Annotated in this window: 26 protein-coding genes and 1 tRNA gene; 11 read left to right on the forward strand and 16 right to left on the reverse strand. The window is 71.9% G+C overall.

Going from position 1 to position 21,067, the window contains the following annotated elements; translation table 11 throughout:
* The first annotated feature begins 123 nt into the window (after positions 1–123).
* The 3 genes from otnK to SJY14_RS15050 are packed head-to-tail and all read left to right on the forward strand — an operon-like array spanning position 124 to position 2,857.
* On the forward strand, positions 124–1,386 hold the full coding sequence (gene otnK / locus SJY14_RS15040; protein WP_396599323.1) for a 3-oxo-tetronate kinase: 1,263 nt from the start codon (positions 124–126) through the stop codon (positions 1,384–1,386).
* A complete protein-coding gene (locus SJY14_RS15045) occupies positions 1,383–2,051 on the forward strand; it encodes a class II aldolase/adducin family protein (protein ID WP_396599324.1) in 669 nt (222 codons plus the stop codon). The genes otnK and SJY14_RS15045 overlap by 4 nt, the downstream gene beginning before the upstream one ends.
* A 20-nt stretch (positions 2,052–2,071) precedes the next feature.
* Complete coding sequence (locus SJY14_RS15050; protein WP_396599325.1) at positions 2,072–2,857, forward strand: DeoR/GlpR family DNA-binding transcription regulator; 786 nt, start codon at positions 2,072–2,074, stop codon at positions 2,855–2,857.
* On the opposite strand, the gene opgC is transcribed toward SJY14_RS15050, so the two are convergent.
* From opgC to SJY14_RS15075, 5 genes are read right to left on the reverse strand one after another with little or no spacing between them, the layout of a single operon-like run.
* Positions 2,858–5,404, reverse strand: a complete 2,547-nt coding sequence (gene opgC / locus SJY14_RS15055; RefSeq protein ID WP_071255766.1) for an OpgC domain-containing protein — start codon at positions 5,402–5,404, stop codon at positions 2,858–2,860.
* Complete coding sequence (locus SJY14_RS15060; protein WP_143048621.1) at positions 5,392–5,811, reverse strand: ATP-binding protein; 420 nt, start codon at positions 5,809–5,811, stop codon at positions 5,392–5,394. Before SJY14_RS15060 ends, opgC begins: the two co-directional genes overlap by 13 nt.
* Complete coding sequence (locus SJY14_RS15065) at positions 5,804–6,136, reverse strand: STAS domain-containing protein (protein WP_055977855.1); 333 nt, start codon at positions 6,134–6,136, stop codon at positions 5,804–5,806. Before SJY14_RS15065 ends, SJY14_RS15060 begins: the two co-directional genes overlap by 8 nt.
* Complete coding sequence (locus tag SJY14_RS15070; RefSeq protein WP_396600284.1) at positions 6,133–8,112, reverse strand: glycosyltransferase; 1,980 nt, start codon at positions 8,110–8,112, stop codon at positions 6,133–6,135. The genes SJY14_RS15065 and SJY14_RS15070 overlap by 4 nt, the downstream gene beginning before the upstream one ends.
* A gap of 29 nt (positions 8,113–8,141) precedes the next feature.
* A complete protein-coding gene (locus tag SJY14_RS15075) occupies positions 8,142–9,329 on the reverse strand; it encodes a PP2C family protein-serine/threonine phosphatase (RefSeq protein ID WP_396599326.1) in 1,188 nt (395 codons plus the stop codon).
* Positions 9,330–9,496: 167 nt separating this feature from the next.
* On the opposite strand from SJY14_RS15075, the gene SJY14_RS15080 reads away from it, so the two are divergent.
* Together SJY14_RS15080 and SJY14_RS15085 are read left to right on the forward strand one after the other, a co-directional pair.
* Positions 9,497–9,742, forward strand: coding sequence for a type II toxin-antitoxin system ParD family antitoxin (locus tag SJY14_RS15080; RefSeq protein WP_396599327.1), 246 nt, complete (start codon positions 9,497–9,499; stop codon positions 9,740–9,742).
* Positions 9,743–9,753: 11 nt separating this feature from the next.
* The gene (locus SJY14_RS15085) at positions 9,754–10,056 is read left to right on the forward strand and encodes a type II toxin-antitoxin system RelE/ParE family toxin (RefSeq protein ID WP_396599328.1); all 303 of its coding nucleotides are present in this window, start codon (positions 9,754–9,756) and stop codon (positions 10,054–10,056) included.
* Positions 10,057–10,112: 56 nt separating this feature from the next.
* Here the strand turns inward: SJY14_RS15085 and SJY14_RS15090 are convergent, their stop codons facing one another.
* The 8 genes from SJY14_RS15090 to SJY14_RS15125 all read right to left on the reverse strand — a co-directional run bounded on the left by SJY14_RS15090 (position 10,113) and on the right by SJY14_RS15125 (position 14,540).
* Complete coding sequence (locus SJY14_RS15090) at positions 10,113–10,712, reverse strand: hypothetical protein (protein ID WP_396599329.1); 600 nt, start codon at positions 10,710–10,712, stop codon at positions 10,113–10,115.
* A gap of 77 nt (positions 10,713–10,789) precedes the next feature.
* Positions 10,790–11,182, reverse strand: coding sequence for a hypothetical protein (locus tag SJY14_RS15095; RefSeq protein WP_083396295.1), 393 nt, complete (start codon positions 11,180–11,182; stop codon positions 10,790–10,792).
* A 20-nt stretch (positions 11,183–11,202) separates the two neighbouring features.
* The gene (locus SJY14_RS15100) at positions 11,203–12,291 is read right to left on the reverse strand and encodes an Asp23/Gls24 family envelope stress response protein (protein WP_396599330.1); all 1,089 of its coding nucleotides are present in this window, start codon (positions 12,289–12,291) and stop codon (positions 11,203–11,205) included.
* Positions 12,292–12,387: 96 nt separating this feature from the next.
* Complete coding sequence (locus SJY14_RS15105; protein WP_396599331.1) at positions 12,388–12,990, reverse strand: hypothetical protein; 603 nt, start codon at positions 12,988–12,990, stop codon at positions 12,388–12,390.
* Positions 12,987–13,565 carry a hypothetical protein gene (locus SJY14_RS15110; protein ID WP_396599332.1) on the reverse strand — a complete coding sequence of 193 codons (579 nt, stop codon included), beginning with the start codon at positions 13,563–13,565 and terminating at the stop codon, positions 12,987–12,989. Before SJY14_RS15110 ends, SJY14_RS15105 begins: the two co-directional genes overlap by 4 nt.
* A complete protein-coding gene (locus SJY14_RS15115; RefSeq protein WP_071255753.1) occupies positions 13,562–13,915 on the reverse strand; it encodes a hypothetical protein in 354 nt (117 codons plus the stop codon). The genes SJY14_RS15110 and SJY14_RS15115 overlap by 4 nt, the downstream gene beginning before the upstream one ends.
* Complete coding sequence (locus tag SJY14_RS15120; protein WP_071255750.1) at positions 13,912–14,100, reverse strand: DUF2273 domain-containing protein; 189 nt, start codon at positions 14,098–14,100, stop codon at positions 13,912–13,914. Before SJY14_RS15120 ends, SJY14_RS15115 begins: the two co-directional genes overlap by 4 nt.
* Entirely contained in the window at positions 14,097–14,540 is a 444-nt protein-coding gene (locus SJY14_RS15125) for an Asp23/Gls24 family envelope stress response protein (RefSeq protein ID WP_071255749.1), read from the reverse strand. Before SJY14_RS15125 ends, SJY14_RS15120 begins: the two co-directional genes overlap by 4 nt.
* Before the next feature lie 178 nt (positions 14,541–14,718).
* Between SJY14_RS15125 and SJY14_RS15130 the strand changes: the two genes are divergently transcribed.
* From SJY14_RS15130 to SJY14_RS15140, 3 genes are read left to right on the forward strand one after another with little or no spacing between them, the layout of a single operon-like run.
* Positions 14,719–15,354, forward strand: coding sequence for an RNA polymerase sigma factor (locus tag SJY14_RS15130; RefSeq protein ID WP_396599333.1), 636 nt, complete (start codon positions 14,719–14,721; stop codon positions 15,352–15,354).
* Entirely contained in the window at positions 15,351–15,959 is a 609-nt protein-coding gene (locus SJY14_RS15135; RefSeq protein WP_396599334.1) for an Asp23/Gls24 family envelope stress response protein, read from the forward strand. The genes SJY14_RS15130 and SJY14_RS15135 overlap by 4 nt, the downstream gene beginning before the upstream one ends.
* On the forward strand, positions 15,956–16,291 hold the full coding sequence (locus SJY14_RS15140) for a hypothetical protein (RefSeq protein ID WP_396599335.1): 336 nt from the start codon (positions 15,956–15,958) through the stop codon (positions 16,289–16,291). Before SJY14_RS15135 ends, SJY14_RS15140 begins: the two co-directional genes overlap by 4 nt.
* Before the next feature lie 90 nt (positions 16,292–16,381).
* On the opposite strand, the gene hxlA is transcribed toward SJY14_RS15140, so the two are convergent.
* Positions 16,382–17,005: a 3-hexulose-6-phosphate synthase gene (hxlA, locus tag SJY14_RS15145; RefSeq protein ID WP_043597635.1), complete on the reverse strand. Its 624-nt coding sequence runs from the start codon at positions 17,003–17,005 to the stop codon at positions 16,382–16,384.
* Between the two features lie 177 nt (positions 17,006–17,182).
* Between hxlA and SJY14_RS15150 the strand changes: the two genes are divergently transcribed.
* Positions 17,183–18,034: a LuxR C-terminal-related transcriptional regulator gene (locus SJY14_RS15150; protein WP_396599336.1), complete on the forward strand. Its 852-nt coding sequence runs from the start codon at positions 17,183–17,185 to the stop codon at positions 18,032–18,034.
* A gap of 262 nt (positions 18,035–18,296) precedes the next feature.
* On the opposite strand, the gene SJY14_RS15155 is transcribed toward SJY14_RS15150, so the two are convergent.
* Together SJY14_RS15155 and SJY14_RS15160 are read right to left on the reverse strand one after the other, a co-directional pair.
* A tRNA-Arg gene (locus SJY14_RS15155) sits at positions 18,297–18,369 on the reverse strand.
* A gap of 87 nt (positions 18,370–18,456) precedes the next feature.
* Complete coding sequence (locus SJY14_RS15160) at positions 18,457–18,747, reverse strand: hypothetical protein (protein WP_396599337.1); 291 nt, start codon at positions 18,745–18,747, stop codon at positions 18,457–18,459.
* A gap of 210 nt (positions 18,748–18,957) precedes the next feature.
* On the opposite strand from SJY14_RS15160, the gene SJY14_RS15165 reads away from it, so the two are divergent.
* Together SJY14_RS15165 and SJY14_RS15170 are read left to right on the forward strand one after the other, a co-directional pair.
* Positions 18,958–19,545 (forward strand): helix-turn-helix domain-containing protein, encoded by a 588-nt coding sequence (locus SJY14_RS15165; protein WP_396599338.1) that lies wholly within the window; start codon positions 18,958–18,960, stop codon positions 19,543–19,545.
* An 8-nt stretch (positions 19,546–19,553) separates the two neighbouring features.
* Positions 19,554–21,053, forward strand: coding sequence for an MFS transporter (locus SJY14_RS15170; protein ID WP_396599339.1), 1,500 nt, complete (start codon positions 19,554–19,556; stop codon positions 21,051–21,053).
* Positions 21,054–21,067: the final 14 nt, after the last annotated feature.

Genomic DNA, 21,067 nt, shown 5'->3' on the forward strand with positions numbered 1-21,067 from the left:
ATGGCAACTGTAGCGAGACTTATCAAATTGTCAAACATCGCACCAAATAGTCACATAGACTGTCCACGCTCGCGGCGCCGACACGGCAGCACCGCGAGCCCGCCCGCCACCGAGAGGTCCCGCATGTTGATAGGTGCCGTCGCCGACGACTTCACCGGAGCCACCGATCTCGCCTCGGGGTTCCGCCGCCGCGGCCTCGAGACGGTGGTCGTCGTCACCCCCGCAGCCGTCGAGCCGGCGACGTACGCGGGCGTCGACGCCGTCGTGGTCGCCCTGAAGACCCGCACGGCCCCCGTCGACGAGGCCGTCGAGCGGTCGACCGCCGCCCTGTCCTGGCTGGTCGAGGCCGGCGCCGAACGATTCGCCCTGAAGTACTGCTCGACCTTCGACTCGACCGACGAGGGCAACATCGGGCCCGTCCTCGACGCCTTCCGCGACCGGCTCGGGGTCGACCGGGCGATCGTCGTCCCCGCGTTCCCCGCGAACGGCCGCACCGTCCGCGACGGTCGTCTCTTCGTCGGCGACGACCTCCTCGAGGACTCGTCGATGCGCCACCACCCGTTGACGCCCATGACGCGCTCGAGGCTGCGCGACCTCCTCGCACCCCAGACACCGACCCCCGTGACCGAGGTTCCCCTGGACGACGTCCGCGCCGGGGTCGACGCGCTCCGATCGGCCCTCGACGACGCGCCGTCGGGCTACCTCGTCGTCGACGCCGTGGACGACGCCGACCTCGAGACGATCGGTCGGGCGACGGCACACCACCGCCTCCTCAGCGGCGGAGCGGGCCTGGGCCTCGGAGTCGGTGCCGACGACGCCCCGCCACCCGCCCTGCCCGCCGAGTTCTCGCACGTGACCGGGCGTCGCCTCGTCGTGTGCGGATCGGCGTCCGCCGCCACCCGCGGCCAGATCGCCCACGCGGCGGCCACCCACCCCACGCGCAAGGTCGACCTCTCGGCCGCCACGACCGACCCCGCGGCCGAGATCGCGGCACTCGCCGACTGGGTGCGAGGTCTCGACGCCGATTCCGTCCCCGTCGTCTACTCGGTGGGCGACCCGTCCGACGTCGTGGCGGCGGGCCCCCGCGGCCCGTCGACCTCGACTCCACAGGCCGCGTCCGTGGTCGAGTCGGTCCTGTCGACCCTCGTGCACGACCTCGTCGCCGACGGCACGGTCGGGCTGGTCGTCGTCGCCGGGGGCGAGACCAGCGGTGCCGTCGTGACGGCACTCGGGGCACCCGCCCTGGTCATCGGGCCACCGCTGGGCCCGGGCGTCTGCTGGAGCGCCGCGACGACGAGTGACGGCCGACCGGTCGCCCTCGTCCTGAAGAGCGGCAACTTCGGTGCCGCCGACCTGTTCTCGACCGCCTGGGAGGCCCTCTCGTGACCGCAGTGACCGCACGGACCGCAGTCGAACGACTCGTCGAGGCCGGGCGGGCCCTCGTCGCCGCCGGCCTCAGCCCCGGCAGCTCGGGCAACGTCAGCGTCCGCGACGGCGACCGTCTGCTGATGACCGGCACCGGCACCATGCTGGGGTCGCTCACCGACGGCGACCTGTCGGTGCTCGCCCCCGACGGCACGCTGCTCGCCGGCCCCAAGCCGTCGAAGGAGGTCGCGCTGCACCGAGCGATGTACCTCAAGAACCCCGAGCACCAGGCCGTCGTCCACGTGCACTCCCCGTCCGCCGTCGCCCTGTCGTGCCTCGAACCCTGGTCGGAGCACTGCGCCGTGCCCCCGCTGACGCCGTACTCGCTCATGCGGGTCGGCCAGGTGCCGCTGCTGCCCTTCGTCGCCCCGGGCGATCCCGCCATGGGGTCGCTCGTCACCGACAGCCCCCTGCCGTTCCGGGCCGCATTGCTGTCCAACCACGGCAGCGTCGTCAGCGGCGAGGACCTCGACCGCGCGGTCCTCGGCGCCGTCGAGGTCGAGGAGGCCTGCCGGATCGCCCTGCTGACCCACGGCGCCGACCGGCGCCTCATCCCCGCCGACCAGGTGCTCGCCATCACCGCGGCCTCGGGCATGCCGTGGACGGGCCCTGCCGCACTAGGCTGACCGACGCGAGAAAGGCCGACGTGTCCCCCACAGCCCCCCTCATCCCCGAGCAGCGGCGCGAGAGCATCGTCGAGCACCTGCAGCGCGAGCGCGTCCTCAGCTACCGACAGCTGACCGACCTGCTCGGCGTCAGCCAGATGACGGTCCGACGCGACGTCGCGACCCTCGAGGACGAGGGCCGCGTCACGGCCACGCCCGGTGGCGCGAAGTTGACGCCGAGGCTGCTGGTCGAGGCGAGCCGTGACGTCAAGCAGGACGTCGACGTCGCTCAGAAACAGGCCATCGCCCGCGAGGCGGCCGCCCTCGTGCGCGACCACATGACCGTCTACCTCGACGCCGGCACGACCGTGCAGGCCATGCGCGAACACCTCGACGACGTCACCGGCCTGACGGTCGTCACCAACGACCTCGCGACCGTCCGGTCGTTCTTCGACCACCCGGACGTCGACCTCATCGTCGTCGGGGGCCGTGTCGACAGCGCGAACCAGTCGACGCTCGGGCGGCTGACCAGGTTGACCCTCACCGAGCTGTCGCTCGACCTGGCGTTCATCTCGTCGAGCTCGTGGGACCTCGCGCACGGCGTCACCACGCCCGTCGAGGCCAAGGTCGAGGTCAAGCGGGCCGCGCTCGAGGTCGCCGAGCGCTCGGTGCTCGTCGCGGACAGCTCGAAATACGGGCGCTTCGGCAAGTACCGGGCCCTCCGCCTCGCCGAGCTCCAGACCATCGTGACCGACGACCGGCTCGAAGACGACGCGACGCAGGCCCTCCTGGACGCCGGACTGGACCTGGTGGTCGCCGCCCCGTGATCAGCGGGGGACGACCGAGAACAGGAACTTCTTCTTCACCATCACCCAGAGCAGCATCACCGAGGCCAGGTGGACGATCGTGCCGACGATCACGCTCGAGCGGTCGAGACCGGGGATCGACGCGACGGCCAGCACGAAGAAGACCTGCCAGATGAACACGTACAGGCTCGCCTGCCCGAGGGGGACGTAGAACCAGCCGAACGCGGTCGAGATCGGCTTCCAGAACACGGTGAGGATCGCGTAGACGCAGACGACCACGAGCGCCACGTCGACCAGGCGGCCCCACTGCATGTCGACCCGCTGGTAGCCGGTCGCGTACAGGGTGTCGTACAGACCCGACGGGATCGGCCCCGGGCTGAAGCCGTAGGCGTGACCGGCCCAGATCAGCGCGAGGAACCCGGCGTAACCGACGACCCCCACGCCCACCAGGACCTTGCCGAGCCGGGTGGTCAGCGCCGCCACGATCTGACGCCGGTACCAGCCGATCACGAGCCCGTGGGTGAAGAGCACCTGCCAGGCGAAGAGCGGGAACACCGGCTCGAACTGCGACGGCAGCAGGTGGAAGTCCGGGAAGACCACACCGACGGCGTAGAGCGCCCAGCTCACCAGCAAGACGGCCCACCAGGCACGTCGTCTGATCGCCCACATCAGCGCCGGGATCGTCAGGCTGAGCACGACGAACAGGCCCATGATGTTGAACGGCCACGGCCCCATCTCGAGCAACAGCAGCTGGCGCACCGCGTACCACGGCGGCGGGTAGTCGAGCAGGCGGTCGACGTTCGGGTAGAGGTCGTAGACGCGTCCCTCGGCCGACGTGCCCGTCATGCCCGTGCCGCGGTCGGTGAAGGTCGTGATCGCGGCGGTGTTCAGGAACGGCACGAAGCTCAGCGCGAAGACGATCAGGATGACCGCGAGCGTCACGACGTATTGCTTGCGCGCCCGGACGAACGCGCCGATCGCCGCGGCCTTCTCTCCGTATTTCTTGACCCCGAGCGGGTAGACCATGCCGAGCACGATGCCGCTGAGGAACACGAACATCTCGGCGCCCGTGATCGCCCCGACGGCCTTGAGCGTGACGAACGAGAACGGTCCGGCGACCTCGATGTGCGTGATGACGACGGCCAGGATGATGAACCCACGGAACAGGTCGATGCGCAGGTCACGGGCGGGTGAACCGTCGTCGGGGTAACGCCAGCGGGGCAGCAGGCGTCCCACGACTCCGCTCACCAGGAAGGCCAGGGCGAGCGCCCCGGCACAGGCCACGATCCAGCCCATCTCGTCGCCACCGCCGTCGCGCACCTGCACGGTCGCGGCGTCGCCGTCGGTCGAGGTCACCCGGTCGGTGACCGGCCCGAGGTCGATGCGGTCGCTCGCCTCGAGGTCGGTGCGCAGGGCCCCCGCGATTCCCGGCTCGGCCGTGGCCCGCCAGTCGACGGGTCGGTCGCCGGCCTCGGCCTCGTCGCGTTCCACCTCGAGCCAGGTGACGCCGGCGATCCGGTCGTGGGTCGGCAGGGCGTCGAACACCTGGCGCCACCAGCCCTGCTTGACGTCGAGTTCGGACGCACCGTCGAACTCGTCGGCGTAGAGGGCGCCCGTGTCGAGCAGCATCGGCCGGTCGCGCCCCTCGGCGAACCGCTCGTAGAACGTCGAGGGCTGCGTCTCGGTGTAGCCCCAGGTCTCGTCGAAGCGTCCCTCGACCTCGCCGGTGGCCGGGGCCTGGTTCTCGACCAACGGCACCGACGTGCCGGCGGCCGTCGAGGCGCTGCCCTTGGCGAAGTAGAACATCGACTGGCCGACCCAGTCGACCGCGTCGTCGCCGGGGTAGTACGGCCCGTAGGGGTCGTCGGCCTCGGTCACGCGCCCGTCGTCGTTCGTGTCGAGCAGGTCGACGTCGCTCGAGGGGGTCTCGGTGAGGCGGCCGACGGCGTCCGAGAACGGATAGCCCGCACCGTACGACGGAGCCCAGACCATCCGTGCCCGGGAGTCCCCCGCGTGGACCACGTCGGCCAACGTGCGGAACGCGCCGACGAACGCGGTGGGTTGCTGCCCCCACCGCTGCCAGTTGCCGTTCATCTCGGGCGCGAAGCGCACCAGCTGCAGCGTGCCGTACTGCTGGTCGATCTCGGTCAGCAGGTCGTCGGCCCGACGCGCGTCGGCGGCGTCGAGGTCGCCGAGCCGCCCGGTGGGCTCGAGGCTGACCACGAGCACGGCGCCCTGGGCGGCCGCGGCACGGGCCGACCGTCGCCACTCGTCGGCGGCCCGGCCGTCGAGCGGGTAGTCGATGTTGACGCCGTACAGCGACGGCGTCGCGCCGAGTCGAGCGGCATAGCCGTCGGGGCCGTCCGAGCCCCAGTCGAGGTCCGGACCGAACCACGTTCCCGAGGGTCCAGGAGGCGCGGTGGCGGCCGACGCGGACGTCGCGTCCCCGAGCACCACCGGTCCCAGCGCCACCGGCACGAGGGCCGCGACGGCGAGCAGGGCCGCGCCGATCCGGCGGGCGAGCCGCCGCCGCGGCGCCGGCGCCGACGGGTGGTTCAGCGTCGGCACACGAGCGTCCACACGTTCCGGCCGTCCTCGTGGCGGTAGTCGAGACTCTCGAGGCTGAGCAGCGCCAGGGCCAGGCCGCGGCCGTCCTCGTCCTCGAGGTCGGCCATCGAGACGGCGCTGAGGTCGATGTCGCTGGGCATGCCGTTGTCGTGGAACACGGCCGTCAGGCGGTCGTCGGTGGCCGACAGCTCCAGGGTGAAGCGTCGGCCGAGGTCCGCCTCGGAGCGACGGGAGTGCTCGATGACGTTCGCCGCGATCTCGACGATCGCGGTCTCGAACGAGAAGCGCGTCTCGAGCGAGTCGTCGCCGAGCGAGGTCCACCAGGACTCGAAGGCGTTCTGCACCAGGTCGATGCTCTCGGGTTCGACGGCCACGTCGATCACGACGGGGCCGGGACGCTCAGTCATCGAGGGCGGCCGCGACCGAGGCGCGGGGCTTCAGGATGCGGTCGAGGTTCGTCAAGCGCAGCACCATCGAGACCTGCTCGGTGGGGGCGACGAGCCGCAGGTCTCCCCCGGCCTGACGCGCCGACTTGAGGCACGACACGAGGGCTCCGAGGCCCGACGAGTCGACGAAGGTCGTGCCCGAGAGGTCGACGACGATGAGCCGGTCGCCGGCGGCGAGGCGCGCCGCCACCTCGTCGCGCAGTTGGGGTGTCGAGACGACGGTGAGACGCCCCTGCGGTGAGAGGACGCAGCCGCCTTCGACGGCTTCGACGGTGACGGTCATCATGATGGTTCCTTGTCGTGGGGTGCCGAGGGCCCCGGATAGAGGACGGCCCGGACGATGATGCTGAAGATCACCAGGTCGAAGAGCACCCAGGCGATGTTGACGAGCGGCGCGATGCCCTCGGCCTGCCCGGTGGCGTAGCGGACGCCGACGAGCACGAGCGCGGCGACGAGGCAGGCGGCGGCCCAGATCTGCGGGCGGACGAGGTCCCACCGGGGGCCGGTGGCCGCCTGCTTGGTCTTGGGGGTGACCGAGAACCCGAGCGCCCGGCCGCGGTAGACGTTCTGGAAGGCCGTGGTGACCGACGCGATCCAGACGGGGAAGAGCGCCAGCGAGTACTGCTGCCCCCGCCAGGTCGGCCTGCCGGCCGCAACCACCCAGAACAGCACCTGGTTGAGCACCAGGAAGGGGATCAGGCGGGCGAAGAAGTCGACGCTGTAGGCCTGCACCGGGACGACGCCGAACGACAGGCACAGCACGGGCGCGGCGATGTAGACCACGGCCGCGAATCCCGAGAGGTAGCTCCACATGGTGGAGAAGTACATGAGACGCTGACCCCACGACAGCCCCTTCTGCACGAGCGGGTTCTCGCGGAAGAACACCTGCATGGTGCCCTGGGCCCAGCGCAGACGCTGCGTCATCATGGTGGCCAGGTCTTCGGGGGCGAGCCCGATCGCCAGGGTCTCGTCGTGGTAGACCGACCTCCAGCCCAGCCCGTGCAGGCGCATCGCGGTGGCCATGTCCTCGGTGACCGAGATCGTGGCCAGGGGCATGATCGCCTGGGCCTCGGAGCCGCGGTCGACGTCGAGCGCGCCGACGAGCAGCGAGATCGACTCGATGGCGGCCAGCGGCGAGGACGACCGCTGCGCGAGCAGGTCGAGGGCTGCCTCGTCGAGGGCGTCGAACGTGTCGGGACCGAGCGACATGGCGGCGAGATCGGCGAGGTCGCCCTTCATGGCCGCGAGGTCGGCGTCGGCGAAACGGAAGGCGATCGTGTCGATGCTGCGCTGGAACCGGTAGGTGACGTCACCGATGGACTCGCCCGCGGCGAACTCGGCCCGGGCCCGCTCGACGACGGTCTCGGCGTCGTCCAACGCCTCGAGCACGCGGGGCTGGTCGACGGCTTCCTCCCGTGCCCGGACGAGCAGTTTGCGCGAGGTGCGGACGGCCCGACGCACGGCGGCCTCGACCTCGGTGACGTACCGCGCGACGCCCAACTGCATCAGCGCCTCCCGACGGAGGACCGCGTTCGATCCGCAGAAGAACGCGCTGTTCCAGCCGTCCTTCGACTGCTGGATGGGCCCGTAGAACAACGGCGCCTGGCTGCCCAGGGGGTCGGACTCGGGCACGTTCTCGAACCACTGCGGCGTCTGCACGAGCGCGATGCGGTCGTCCTTGAAGTAGCCGAGGGTGCGATCGAGGATCTCGGGCTTCGGCACCTGGTCGGCGTCGAGGATCAACAGGAACTCGCCCTCGGTCGAGAGCAGCGCGTTGTTGAGGTTGCCGGCCTTCGCGTGGCGCGGCCGGTCGGCCCAGTCGTCCGACCGGGTGATGACGCCGATGCCGGCGGTCTCGGCGGCGGCCCGGATCTCGGGGCGACCGCCGTCGTCGAGTATCCACGTCGTGTGCGGGTAACGGATGCGCTGCGCCGCGAGGGCGGTGCGCATGACGAGGTCGACCTCTTCGTTGTAGGTGGTGACGAAGACGTCGACCGTGACCCGCGTCTCGAGGGTGTCGGGGTCGGGTGCGGCCGGCGGCTCGCCGCGCTCCCGCAGCCGCCAGGCACCGAGGCCGAACAGCAGGGAGTCGATCACGCTGTAGGTCTCGGCGAGGATCAGCGGCACCGCGATCCACCACGACGACCAGTTCACCGACGCGGCCCACCGCCAGACGATGTAGTTCAGGCCGGCGAGCGACGCCAGAAGCACCACGACGCGGATCGCGACGATGCGGCGACCGGGTGTGGTGCGGTCGAGCAGCCGCTGGTCGCGGCGACTGAGGGTGTCGGTCACGCGCGACGGTCCATCACGACGACGGTGACGTCGTCGCGTGAGAGTCGTCGGTGTGTGAGGGCCGCCATGGACTCGAGCAGGCCGGGCCCGTCGGAGCCGCCCGCGCGGGGCTGCGTCGCGAGCCGCCCGACCTCGAGGGCCCAGTCAGACTCGTCGTCGAGGACGTCGAGCACTCCGTCGCTCATGACGATCAGCTGGTCCCCGACGCCCAGGCGGGTCGTCTCGGTGACGTGCTGCTGCTCGTCGAGCCCCAGGGGCAGCCCCGTGCCCGCGAGGTGCTGGACGGTGCCGTCGGCTCGGACGATGACCGCCAGCCCCGACCCGGCGTCGACGAACGACAACTCGTCCGTGTCGAGGTCGAGGACGGCGTGGAAGTAGGTGACGAACGACCCGGTGCGCTGCAGGTCGGTCTGCACGGCCCGTTCGATGCGGTCGACCGCGAGGCCGAGTTCGCGTCCGGCGGCGACGTGCGGTGAGGCCGCCCGGCAGGCCGCCCGGACGGACGAGCCGATGATGGCCGCCCCGACCCCCTTGCCCATCACGTCGCCGACCGCCATGTGCACGAACCTGCCGATCAGCCCGTAGTCGTAGTAGTCGCCCCCGACGCTCAGCGACGGCAGGCAGATCCCCTCGACGTGGACGCCCTCGACCTCGAGGGGCTCTGCCGGCAACAGCGCCTGCTGCGTCGACCGGGCGGCCGAGGCCTCGGCGTCGGCCAGCAGCTCGACCTGGGCCCAGGCGGCCAGGTCGCGGAACTCGGCCATCTCGTCGTCCGAAAGCTGCCGGGGCTCGGCGTCCATCAGGCAGAACGAGCCGACGACGTTGCCCGAGCCGTCGCGCAGCGGGTGCCCGACGTAGAAGCCCAGCCCGTTGTCGTTGAAGGCCCCGAGGTCGGCGAACCGCGGGTCGACGCGGGCGTCGTCGGTGGTGATGATCTCGCCCGTGTCGGTCACGAGGCTGCACGGGGTGTCGGTGCGCCCGGACTCGGGGTCGTCGAAACCGGCCCGGCCGACGTAGAGCGCGCGCTCGTGGTCCATGACGGTGACGGACGACAGCGGCACGCCGAACACCGCACGGGCGACGCGGGTCACGCGGTCCAGGCGGTCCTCGTGGCCGGACTCGACGATGCCGAGGCTCTCGACCGCCCGCTGTCGACGTTCTTCGCGGGCTTCGTCCCTGATCACGCGGCTCCCCTCAGTGGGCGCGCCTGGTGGGAGCGTGCCGTTCTCCGAACGGCTCAACGATGCCACAGACCCCCCTCGTCGGTCATGCCCACAAAAAGGGGGACACAGAGGAGGCGCGGTGCCGGAGGGCGCATGACAAACCTTGCCATCGCGTTTAGGATCAGCGCATGGCCACCATGAACGTCTCCCTGCCCGATGGGCTCAAGCACTACGTCGAGGCCCAGGTCGGCGAGCGGGGCTTCGGCACGAGCAGCGAGTTCATCCGCGAGTTGATCCGCCGTGAGCAGGCACGCACGCGCCTGCGCGACCTCGTGGTCGAAGGCATGGCGTCGGGCCCCGGCTCGGACCTCGACGAGCAGTACCTCGACGGCCTGCGTGACCGCGTGCACCGCGCCCGGGCCGACCACGCGTGAGCCGCCGCGTCGTGACCTCGCGGCGCGCCGACAGCGACATCGATTCGGCCGTCGACCACTACCTCGACGAGGGAGCCCCCGAAGCCGCCCTCGACTTCGTCGACGCCCTCGACGACGCCCGATCGCTCATCTCGGCACATCCCACCCTCGGCTCGTCCCGATTCGCCGTCGAGACGGGCATCGACGGCCTGCGCAGCATCGCGCTCCGTCGCTTCCCGTTCGTGATGCTCTACACCGACGACGCGGACGCCGTCAGGGTGCACCTAGTGCTGCACACGAGCCGGGACCTCCCGGCCGAGTTCTCCGGACCCTGACGGCCGAGGAGGCGCGGTGCCGGTCGACCGGCACCGCGCCTCCTCGAGGGCTAGCGTCAGCGGACGAAGGCCACCGTGGCGTCGACCATCTGCTCGATGTCGAGTCGGACAGGGACCCCCGTGGGGGCGGCCGTGAGGACGCCCACGGTGCCGTGGGGCGTGACGACGACCGCACCGCCTCCGGCCACCGGGCCGTCGGCCGTGGCCGAACCGGTGAAGAGCCGACCCCCGAGGGAATCGATCCTGTCGTCCTCGACCCGTTCGAGCGAGAGGCCGTCCGAGTCGGGCACCGCGTCGTCCATCTCGGCCTCGGTGTTCTCCTCGACCTCGGCGTAGAAGCCGACACGCGTGCCGTCCGCCTCGTTGGTCCACGTGCAGGCCGCGCCCCCGTCCTCGACCTCGGAGGTCGTCGCGTCGAGCGTGAGGCCCTCGACGGCCTGGCCCAACACGGTGGCGACGGTGTCGCAGTCGGCCGGGAGCGCGATGTCGCCTCGACCGGTCTGCTCGGCGGCGTCGGCCGTGGCCGTCGCCTGACCGGTCGACGACCGACCGGCGTCACCGGAGTCGTCACCGCCGCCGGTGCAGCCGGCGAGCAGCAACGTGAGCGCGACGGCCCCGGTGACGGTGGCGAGTGCTGGTGTGGTGGTGAAGCGCATGATGATCCCCCGATGGTGCGCCGGACCCCTTCCGACGACCGCCTCAGCCTAGACGGGTCGGTCCACCTCGGGGCCGGTCAGTTGCCGGGCCAGAACCGGGCGATCAGGTCCTGGATGAACGGGATCAGGTCCTGCACCTGGTCGACACCGGCGATCGCGACGGCCACGAGGGGCCACAGCGATACGACGAGCGTCGAGATCACGGCCGCCACCCCGAGCACCCAGGCCAGGGCACCGTTGCGCACCTTCACGATGAGCAGCAGCAACACCAGGGCCAGGACGTAACCGATGGCGATCCCCGCGGCGATCGAGCCGACGGGCACGTCGAGGGCGCCGGCCGTGCCGCCGTCCGCCGCACCGATCAGGGTGAGGACGGGCAGCAGCACGCCGACGACGATCAGCACGCAGAGGACGACCGAGGTCACCAGGGCGGCCCAGACGGCCCGCGGCCGGGGGCGTCGGGTCGTCATCGAGGTGCGCCGCCCGAACATCACTTCTCCGTCGTCGAGACGGCGTCGCCGTCGACGACGACCTGCGCGTCGCTGTCGGAGTCGACCTCGACGGTCACCGTGCCGCCGTCGACCGTCACGGTCACGTCGCCGCCGTCGGCGTGACGGCCGTCCGAGGAGGCGCGGGTGGCGTCGCCGTCCGAGGCCCGGTTCTCGTCCACCGCGTCGGCCACGCCGTCCACGGCGTCGGCAGCCTTCTCGCGGGCACCGGCGACGACCTCGGACGTCTTGTCCAGTGCGGCGTCGGTGGCGTCGGCGGTCGTCGAGCGGGCGTCCTCGCTGCGGTCCGCCGCGGAGTCGCGGGCGTCGGCAGCAGCGTCCTGCGCCTGGTCGGCCACGTCGCGTGCCTTGTCGGCGACGTCGTCGGCCTCGTCGGCCGCCTTCTCGCCGACCTCGGCCGCGGTGGCCTTCGCCTGCTCGGCGACCTCGCCGGCCTTGTCGCCCAACTCGCGGGCCTTGTCGGACAGGTCGCCCGCTGCGGCCGCGGCCTTGTCGGACAGGTCGCTCGCGGCGGCCCCGGCGCGGTCACGCGCCTCCGTGGCGGCGGCCTTCGTCTTCTCGCCAGCCTCCTTCGCCCGGTCGCCGGCGTCCGAGGCGGCGGCGCCGACCTTGTCGCCCGCGTCCGAGACGGCCTGCTTCGCCTTGTCCGCCGCGGCGTTGACCTTGTCGGCGGCGTCCTCCTCGGAGTCGAACGGGCCGTGCACGTCCGTGACGGTCACGTTGACCGTGACCTCCTCGCCGTCGAGCTGCCCGACGGCGTGCTGGACCTGCGTGCGGACGGTGTCGGCGAGCGTGGTGACGTTGGTGGGGTACTCGGCGACGACGGCGATGTCGACCACGAGTCCCTCGTCGGTGGTGCCGGCGCGGACGCCCGGCACGGAGCCCGTGCCGATGGCCGTGCGCAGGGCACCGGCCAGCCGCTGGGGTGCGCTGCCGAGAGCGTGGACGCCCGAGACGCCGAGGACGGTGACGCCGATCGTGTGCTCGAGGACCTCCTCGGGCGAGCGGGCCTGGGTGGACGCCGCGGCGTCGATGTCGATGGGTGTGACGTGGTGGGTGGACTCGTTCATGAGACCGGCCTTTCATCGTGGAACGTGGGTGGTGCGACGGACGGCCCCCGTCCTCGGTCGAGGGCGAGGGCCGTCCGCGCGGTGGGGCGACGGGCGTCAGTCGAGGCGGGTGGCCGACGACATCTGGCTGCGGAGTCCGCCGTTGATCTGGATCACGACGGGGGTCTCGGTGCCGAGGACGCCGTCCCAGTGGGCGACGGCCTTGTCGATGCTCCGACGGATGTCCGTCGGCGAGACGCCCCGGCGGGCGTTCGCGGTGACGCGCAGGACCGACTCGCGCTTGACGCGGAAGGCGGTGACGTCCACCGAGACGATGCCCGGGGTGTCGGCCAGCGCCTCCTCGAGGACCTGCTCGGCGACCTTCGCGTCGATCACCAGGCGACCACCGGTGGTCTGGTCACGACGCGAACCCTCGTCGACGGTGAGCAGCGTGCCGGTCTGGCCGTGCCCCTGTCGCAGGGCGAACCAGGCGAGCAGCACGATCAGCACGAGGGCGGCCACCGCGACGACCCAGAGGATCCACGGTTGCTCGGTGAGGGCGTCGGTGGTCGGGCCCTTCACGTCGGAGGCACCCTGCGAGACGGTCTGCTGGACGTCGGGCAAGAGGGCGCCGACGGCGACCGCTCCACCGGCGAGCAGCAGCACGAGACCGATGACGAAGACGACGATGCGGTTCAGAGCGCGATTGGTGCTGTTCATGAGCCGACCGTTCCTTTCTCGGACAGCTTGACCTTGTGACGCAGGGCCGGGCTGAAGTCGTAGGCGTCCAGTTCGTCACGGACGGCCTCGTCGATGCTGCGGACGTCGGTCTGACGGCCGGAGGTGCGGGTGACCTCGATCAGGGCGCTGCGCTTTCCGACGCTGACGCTGACCTGCGAGGGGTCGACGTCGCCGGCGTAGCTCGCGGTGCGGGCCAGCGAGCGGGCGATGACCCGGTCGTCGACCACGGCCACGGTGCGCTCGGCCTTGCCGCCACGGCGGCCACGACGGCCCGGGGCGAGCGACACGACGATCAGGACGAGCCCGATCAGCGCGACGACGACCGCGACGGCTGTCAACACGCCGACTGGCGCACTCGCGGCGTCCAGGGTCGAACCGACGAGGTCGGTCGGCGCCAGGAGCAGCGGAGCCGTCCCGACGGCGGCGAGGACCGCCTCGGTGCCGATCCACGCCAGGGCGACGATCAGCAGGACGGCGAGCGTGATGGCGATGCCGGCCCGGGACGAGTGCGTCTCGCGGCGCACGATGCGCTTGTAGAGCGATGCGGTGCTCATGCGACGCGCTTCCTCTCTCGGATGTCGGCACCGGTGATCTGCAGGTCGACCTTGTCGATGCTCGACCCGGTCAGCTGCAGCACACGGTCACGGATGGTGGACTGGGCCGTCGTGAGGCGGTCCAGCAGGGTGCCCGAACGATGTCCGGAGACGCCCAGGGGCGAGACCCGGATGGGGGTCTTGGCGATCACGCTGAGAGCGCCGTCGTGGTCGGCCAGCTCGACCGACACCTTCGACGCGGAGACCTCGAGGGCCTCCGCGGTGACGGCCGAGACGACCCGACGCACGGCACGTGACGTGATCTTGTTCCGGCCGTGGAGGGCCTGGTCGGCCGTCACCGCCGCGGTCACGACGACCGCCGCCCGCGGAGTGCGTCGGCCAGGCCTCGGATGTCGAGCTTGCCCTCGACGACACGACCCACGCCGTAACCGACGGCCATCGCGATCGCGACGAACACGAAGGCCCAGAAGCCGAAGGCCACGGCGGTCAGTGCCAGGACGGCTCCGACCAGGATGCCGGTGGTCGTGGCGGTCACTTGACGCGGCTGTCGTTGTCGTCGTCGTTGTCGTCCTCGGAGGGGATGTAGACGTCCGAGATCGTGACGTTGACCTCGGTGACCTCCATGCCGACGACCTGCGAGATGGCGTCGGTGACGGCCTTGCGGACGTCGTCGGCGACACGCTGCAGCTCGACCGGGTACTCGGCGACGATGACGATGTCGGCGGCGACCTGCTTCTCGCCGACCTCGACCGAGACGCCCTGGCCGCGGTCCTGCTGGTTGATCACGTTGCGGATCGCGCCGATGGCACGAGCGGCACCGTTGCCCAGGTCGTGGACGCCGCGCACCTCGCGGGCAGCGATGCCGGCGACCTTCGAGACGACGCCCTCTGCGATGGTGTTCTTGCCGGCGGCGTGCGACGACGTGTTCTTGGCAGCAGCGGTGCTGGTGCTGGTGGCGGGGGTCACGTTGCTCATGATTTCTCCTTGTGCTGAGGCCGGGTGTGGAGCGGCCGATGTGTGAGTGCCCGTGAAGCGGGTCACATCATTCAGACGCATCGGTCACGACCGGTGTCATGGTGGGTCAGCCAGCTCTCAGTGAACGATCCGCGACCACTCACTTTTCGGCCATCACGTCCCCCGATCCGGGCACGGGGTGGTAGTCAAGGAGGCGCAGTGCGGGCCACCCGGCCCGTGCACCAGGTCCCGCCCCGTCCGATCGCAGGAGGTCGTCATCACCACCGACGACCCCCTCCTCGACGCCGCGGACGCGACGTTGGCCGTCCGGGCGCGCGACGGCGACGTGCACGCCTACGAGGTCATCGCCCGTCGTCACGGACCGCTGATGCGGGTGTACGCCGCGCGCCTGCTGGGCTCGGACCTCGAGTCGGACGACGTGGTGCAGGACGCGTTCCTCACCGCCTGGCGGCGCCTGGCCGACCTCGACGACCCGTCCCGGGTCCGCAACTGGCTGATGCGCATCGTCAGCAACAGGGCGGTCGACCGTCTGCGGGTCCGGCGCGACCACGACGACGTCGACCGGCTCGAGGTGTCGGCCCCGCGGCACGAGACGCCCGAGCGCGTGGTCGAGGCCCGGCTGCAGCTCGACGCCATGTGGTCGGCACTCGACAAGCTCCCCCTCGACCAGCGACGGTGTTGGCTGTTGCGAGAGACCGCCGACTACTCGTATGCGGACATCGCCGAGGCCCTCGACCTGCCCGTCTCGACGGTCCGGGGCAAGATCGCGCGGGCCCGGGCGTTCCTGATCACCGAGATGGAGGCGTGGCGATGAGCATCGACGACCACTCCCCCCTCGACGTGCCCGAGACCGACGACACGGTCGACGGCATCCCGGTCGACCGCCTCGTCGACTACCTCGACGCCGGGCGCACCCCCCGCGACCCGGCCATCGAAGGGTCCGCCGCCTGCCGGCTGTACCTGCAGTCGCTGGCCCGGGTGCACGAGCTGTCCCGTGCCTCCCTCGAGGACCGGGCCACCCGGGAGCCCGACCGCGACGGCGCCTGGATCGACGGCCTCCTCGACTCGATCCGACTCGAGGTCGTCGGCGGACGCGAGATCCCGGTGACGCACCCCGACCCCTCGGTGCGGTTGAGCGTCACCGAGGCCGCGGCACGCGGACTGGTGCGCCGCGCGGGCGACGCACAGCCCGGCGTCGTGCTCGGTTCGACGGCCTTCGAGGGCGACCTGACGACGGCGGGGGCCGACGTGGCCGTCCGGGTGACGGCCGCGGCCCGGTACGGACTCGACCTCGGCGCCGTCGCGGACGAGCTGCGGAGCCGCATCACCGAGACGTTGACCCGGCACACCGGGCTGACCGTCACGAGGGTCGACGTGCTCGTCGACGACGTCTTCGTGGCGAGGGAGGACGACCGATGAGCGACGACGCGCTCTCCCGTGACCTGACCGAGGCGCTGCGCGGCGTCGGGGGCGTCGTGGACGTGTTCGACGCGCACCCGGTCGTCGAGGGGGCGGTGCGGGTCGTCGCGGCAGGACTCGATCTGGCGGGCTCGACCGGCCTCGTCGAGATCTCGCGCGCACCCGGGTCGGTGTCCGTCACCGCCCACGTGGCGACCGCGCTGGACTCCCCGACGCCCGAGACGCTGGCACGGGCGGCCGACGCACTGCGTGGACGCCTGGCCGCCTGCGGCCTCGCGGGCGACGAGGTCGTGGTGTCGGTCTCGGCCCGCCTGGTCGACGCGCCCCGCTGACCGACGGACGACGAGGAGGCGCGGTGCCGGTCCGACCGACACCGCGCCTCCTGCGCATCGCAGCTCTCTCGCGAGCTGCTGCGTGTGCTGCTACTTGATGGCGGCGCGGATCTCGGCGGCCGCACCGGCGACGTCGTCGGCCGAGTAGATCGCGGCACCGGCGACGGCGACGTCGGCTCCGGCGTCCTGGACCGAGCCGACGGTGGCGGCCTTGACGCCACCGGCGACCGAGAACGGCACACCCGACGCCTTGCCGGCCTCGAGCAGCTTCTCGAACGTGAAGCCCTCTTCGGCCTGCTCGTCGAGCCCGGCGTGCATCTCGACGAACTCGGCACCGAGCGCGACGACCTCCTTGGCGCGGGCGGCCTTGTCCCCGACGCCGATGAGGTCGACGACGATGCCCTTGCCGTGGGCCTTGGCGGCCTTGACGGCACCGGCGATGGTGCTGTCACCGGCGACGCCGAGCACGGTCACCAGGTCGGCGCCGGCCTTGAACGCCTCGCCCGCCTCGAGCTCGCCGGCGTCCATCGTCTTGAGGTCGGCGAAGACGATCTTGTCGGGGTGCGCCTCTTTGATGGCGGTGATGGCACGGAAGCCCTCGGCCTTGATGAGGGGCGTGCCGAGCTCGATGATGTCGACGCTCGGCGCGGCGGCGGCGGCCAGCTCGAGGGCGGCGTCGGTGGTCAGGGTGTCCATGGCGAACTGCAGCTTCATGTGGTGCTCCTCGTGGGGGCGACGGGGCCCGATCGGGCCTCTGGGTACGTCGTCGATCCCGTTGCCTTCGATCCTGGTCCGACGACGCTGTGAGGGCAGCCCCTCGACGGGGGCGTCCCACCCACCCGTTCGGGTAGGGACGGTGGCGACGGGTAGGTGGACGCCTAGGGTGGGCCCATGAGTCGCACCCTGCACGACGGCCCCACCCGAGCCGGTTCCGACACCCTCGCCCGGACGTTGGCGTCCGAGCACGCGCGGGCGACCGCCGACCTGGTCGACCGGCACGCGATGACCCTCGAGTCCGTGCTGGCCGCCCTGCGCTCGCGACGCCTCGACGACCGGGCGGCGCGGGCCGAGGCCATCGACGTCGCCGCGAGTGCCCTGGTCGCCCTGCGGACCGGTTCCGACCGCGACCGGGGCACGACGCTCGAGCCGGTCGTCGGGGCCTTCGCGCGCCTCCGGTCGGACCTGCGTCCGCTCGTGCGCTTCGGCGACCTGGACGTCCAGTTCGTCGAGCCACCGGCGACGGGCCGGGCCCTGCCGGGTGACGTGGCGCACGTGGCCCGAGCCGTCGTCCGGAACGCCGTGCTCACCTTCGTGGACGCGGGCGACGCTCGTCGGGTGCGCATCCAGTGGGACTGCGACGGCCTGAACCTGCTGATCGCGATCCGGGACGACGGCGCGGGCGAGTTGACGGCGCACGACGACGCCCTGCGGCCGATCACCGAGCAGGTCTCGGGGGTCGGGGGCGAGCTGACGGTGGCGTCGACGGTGGGGTGGGGTTCGGAGTTGACGGTGCGTCTGCCGCTCGACCCGCCGCCGTCGAACGAGCCGTGGGAGTTGGTCGCCGCCCTGAGCGAGCGGGAACGCGAGGTCCTGCACCGTGTCGCCGCGGGAGACCGGAACCGCGACATCGCGTCGGCCCTCGGCATCAGCGACAACACCGTGAAGTTCCACGTCTCGAACCTGTTGCGCAAGCTCGGGGCCCGCAGCCGCACCGAGCTCGCCGCCCTGACGTCGTCCCCCTGACCCGGAGCCCCAGCTCCGCCCTCTCGGCCCCCTGCGGCCGGTCGAGTGGGCAGAAAACGTCCTCCAGCTCGACGGGAAGGACACCTTCTGCCCACTCGACCGGCGAACGTGGGGACGCGGGACGGATGACGGGTGAGGCGCGAAGCGCCAAGCCTCGTCCCGTGCAAGTTCGCGCCGAAGGCGCACGCCGCCGGAGGCGGCCAGACAAGCACCCAAGACGAGAAAAGCCCCTGCCGTGTAGGGCAGGGGCTTTCGAGTCGTGTGCGCCTGGAGGGACTCGAACCCCCAACCTTCTGATCCGTAGTCAGATGCTCTATCCGTTGAGCTACAGGCGCATTTCTCCGGCCGATTGGCCAGAGGAAACACTACACGAGGGAGGCGCGGGGCGCGAATCGAGCCGACCCGCGCCTCCTCGGGTCGTGTCAGTAGGTGTGTTTGCCTTCGCCGTCGCCCTTGTAGTCGCCGATCAGCTCGTCGACCTGGCTGGCCTCGGCCTGGCCGGGCTGGCGGGTGGGGACGGCGTCGTCGGCCGGTCCGTCGTCGAGCGTGCGGGAGCCGGTGCCGCCGTCGGGGTGGTTCTCGCTGGTGATCTCGACGGGGCGGTCGTCCCGCTCGCCGACGGTGTGGTCGCCGTGACCCTCGCCGCTGCTGTTGCCGCTGCGCTCGAGTTCGGTCTCGTCGGTGCCGTGCGGGTCGTCCGGGGTCTTCGTCATCGGGTTCCTCCTGCGAGCCGGGCTGTCCGGCGGTCGTGCTCCGAGCATGCGCCGCGGGCTCGACCTCCGCCCGCGACACCCACCACACTCACGGCTCGACCGGTCGAACCGCTCGTCCCTGCACGAGCCGACATCACGATCTTCCAGCCGGCACCGTCAACACCACAACACATCTTGCGCAACACCTCTTGCGCACCTAGGGTCGACCACATGACCCCGCGTGAGACCTCCCGCAGCACCCTCACCGACGCCGCCTCGATGCGTGTGCTCGCCCACCCGACGCGGTTGCGCCTCCTCGGTCTGCTGCGCGAACGCGGCGCGCAGACGGCCGCCCAGCTCGGCGACGCCGTCGACGAGGCCCCGGGGACGATCAGCTACCACCTGTCGAAGCTCGCCTCGATCGACCTGATCGGCCCGGCCGAGCCGCAGACCACCGACCGTCGTGAACGCTGGTGGCAGGCCACCGCCCAGCTCACCAGTTGGGAGCCCGCCGAGCTGCTCGACGACCCCGACCGCCTCGTCGCGTCGTCCGCCCTCGAGAAGTCGATCGGCCAGGCCTACGCCGCGCGCTTCGGCGAGTACGTCGACGCGATGCCTACCCTGCCCCGCGAGTGGGTCGCGGCCGGGGCGAGCGGCGACCGCAGCCTGCGCCTCACGGCGACCGAACTGGCCGCACTCCGCCGCGACCTCGAGGCCGTCGTCGACCGCTGGCTCGACGCCAGCGCCGCCCACGACCCGGCGGCCGACGACGGCGCCGAATCGGTCGCCCTCGTCTACCAGGCCTACCGCCGCCCCTGAGGCCCGTCGTGAGCGAGAGCAGGCGAACCGAGGAGGCGCGGGTCACCGACAGCGCCCCTCACCTCGGCCGCACCGACCGGCCCCGCAGCGGGCGCCCTGGCCGCCCCGGGCGCCCCGCCCGCGTCGCGCTGTCGTCCCTGGTCGCGGCCCACGCGATCTCGCAGACCGGCAACGTCGTGACGGCGTTCGCCGTGCCCTTCTACGTCCTGGGTCTCGGCGGGTCGGGGGCCGAGGTCGGGCTCGCGGCGGCCTTCGCGACGGCCCCGGTGATCATCGGCGGACCGCTCGGCGGCGTCGTCGTCGACCGGGTCGGGCCCCGGAGGGCCGCGATCGTCGCCGACCTGGTGAGCGGCACCTCCGTCCTCGCGATGCCCGTGCTCGCCCTCACCGTCGGGCTGCCGTTCTGGGCCCTGCTCGCCCTCGTCTTCGTCGGCGGACTGCTCGACAGCCCCGGGCAGGTGGCACGCCGGGTGATGCTGCCCGGGCTGACCGAACGGGCCGGGGTGCGCATCGAACGCAGCGTGGGGCTGATCGACGGGTCCGAGCGCTTCGCCAAGCTGATCGGGGCGTCGATCGCGGGACTGCTCGTCGCCGCCGTCGGGCCGGTCGCGTCCCTCTTCGTCAACGCCGCCACCTTCGCCGTCTCGGCCGCCCTGACCGGGGCGCCCGTCCCCGCGCCCGATCCGGTACGTACCGGATCACCCGGCTCCATCACCGCTGCTCCCCCGCCCGACGATCCGGTACGTACCGGATCACCGAATCCGAGAGACGACCACCCGGCCACCACCGCGGCACCGACCGACGGCGCAACCGCCGCCGACCACCCGACCGAGCCGACCGACTCGACCGAGCCGACCCGCGCCTCCTACCGGGCCGACCTCGCCGAGGGCGCCCGGTTCGTCGTCCGCGATCCCCTGATGCGGCTGATCGTCGCGCTCGTGCTGGTCACGAACCTGCTCGACGCCGCCCGCGGGTCGACCCTGCTGCCCCTCTACGCGAACGACCGACTGGGAGGCGCGGCCGCCCTGGGACTGCTCGTCGCCACCATGGGCGGGTGCGCCCTCGCCGGCAACGTCGCCTTCGGCTTCGTCGCCCACCGGGTGCCGCGCCGCGTCACCTTCGTCGTCTGCTTCACCCTCGCCGGTGGGCCGTCGAGCCTGGCGTTCGCCCTCGGGGCCCCGCTCCCGGTGCTGGTCGCCGCGACGGCACTCTCGGGACTGGCCGCCGGCGCGCTCAATCCGATCCTCGGCACGGTGCAGCTCGAGCGCACCCCAGAACGCCTACGCGGACGGGTCTTCGGGCTGGTCACCGCCGGAGCCTGGGCCGGCATCCCGATCGGCGCCCTGCTCGGTGGGGTCGCCGCCGACACGATCGGACTGGCGGTCGCGTTCGGCATCGTCGCCGTCGTCTACACGACCGTCACGCTCGCACCCCTCACCGGTGGCGCCTGGCGACTGATGGAGCGACGACGTCCGCCCGGCGGCCGATCCCCTGCACCCCCGCTGTGAGTCCCGTCGGCCAC

This window comes from Frigoribacterium sp. R86507, assembly GCF_044597695.1.
Taxonomy (GTDB): Bacteria; Actinomycetota; Actinomycetes; order Actinomycetales; family Microbacteriaceae; genus Frigoribacterium.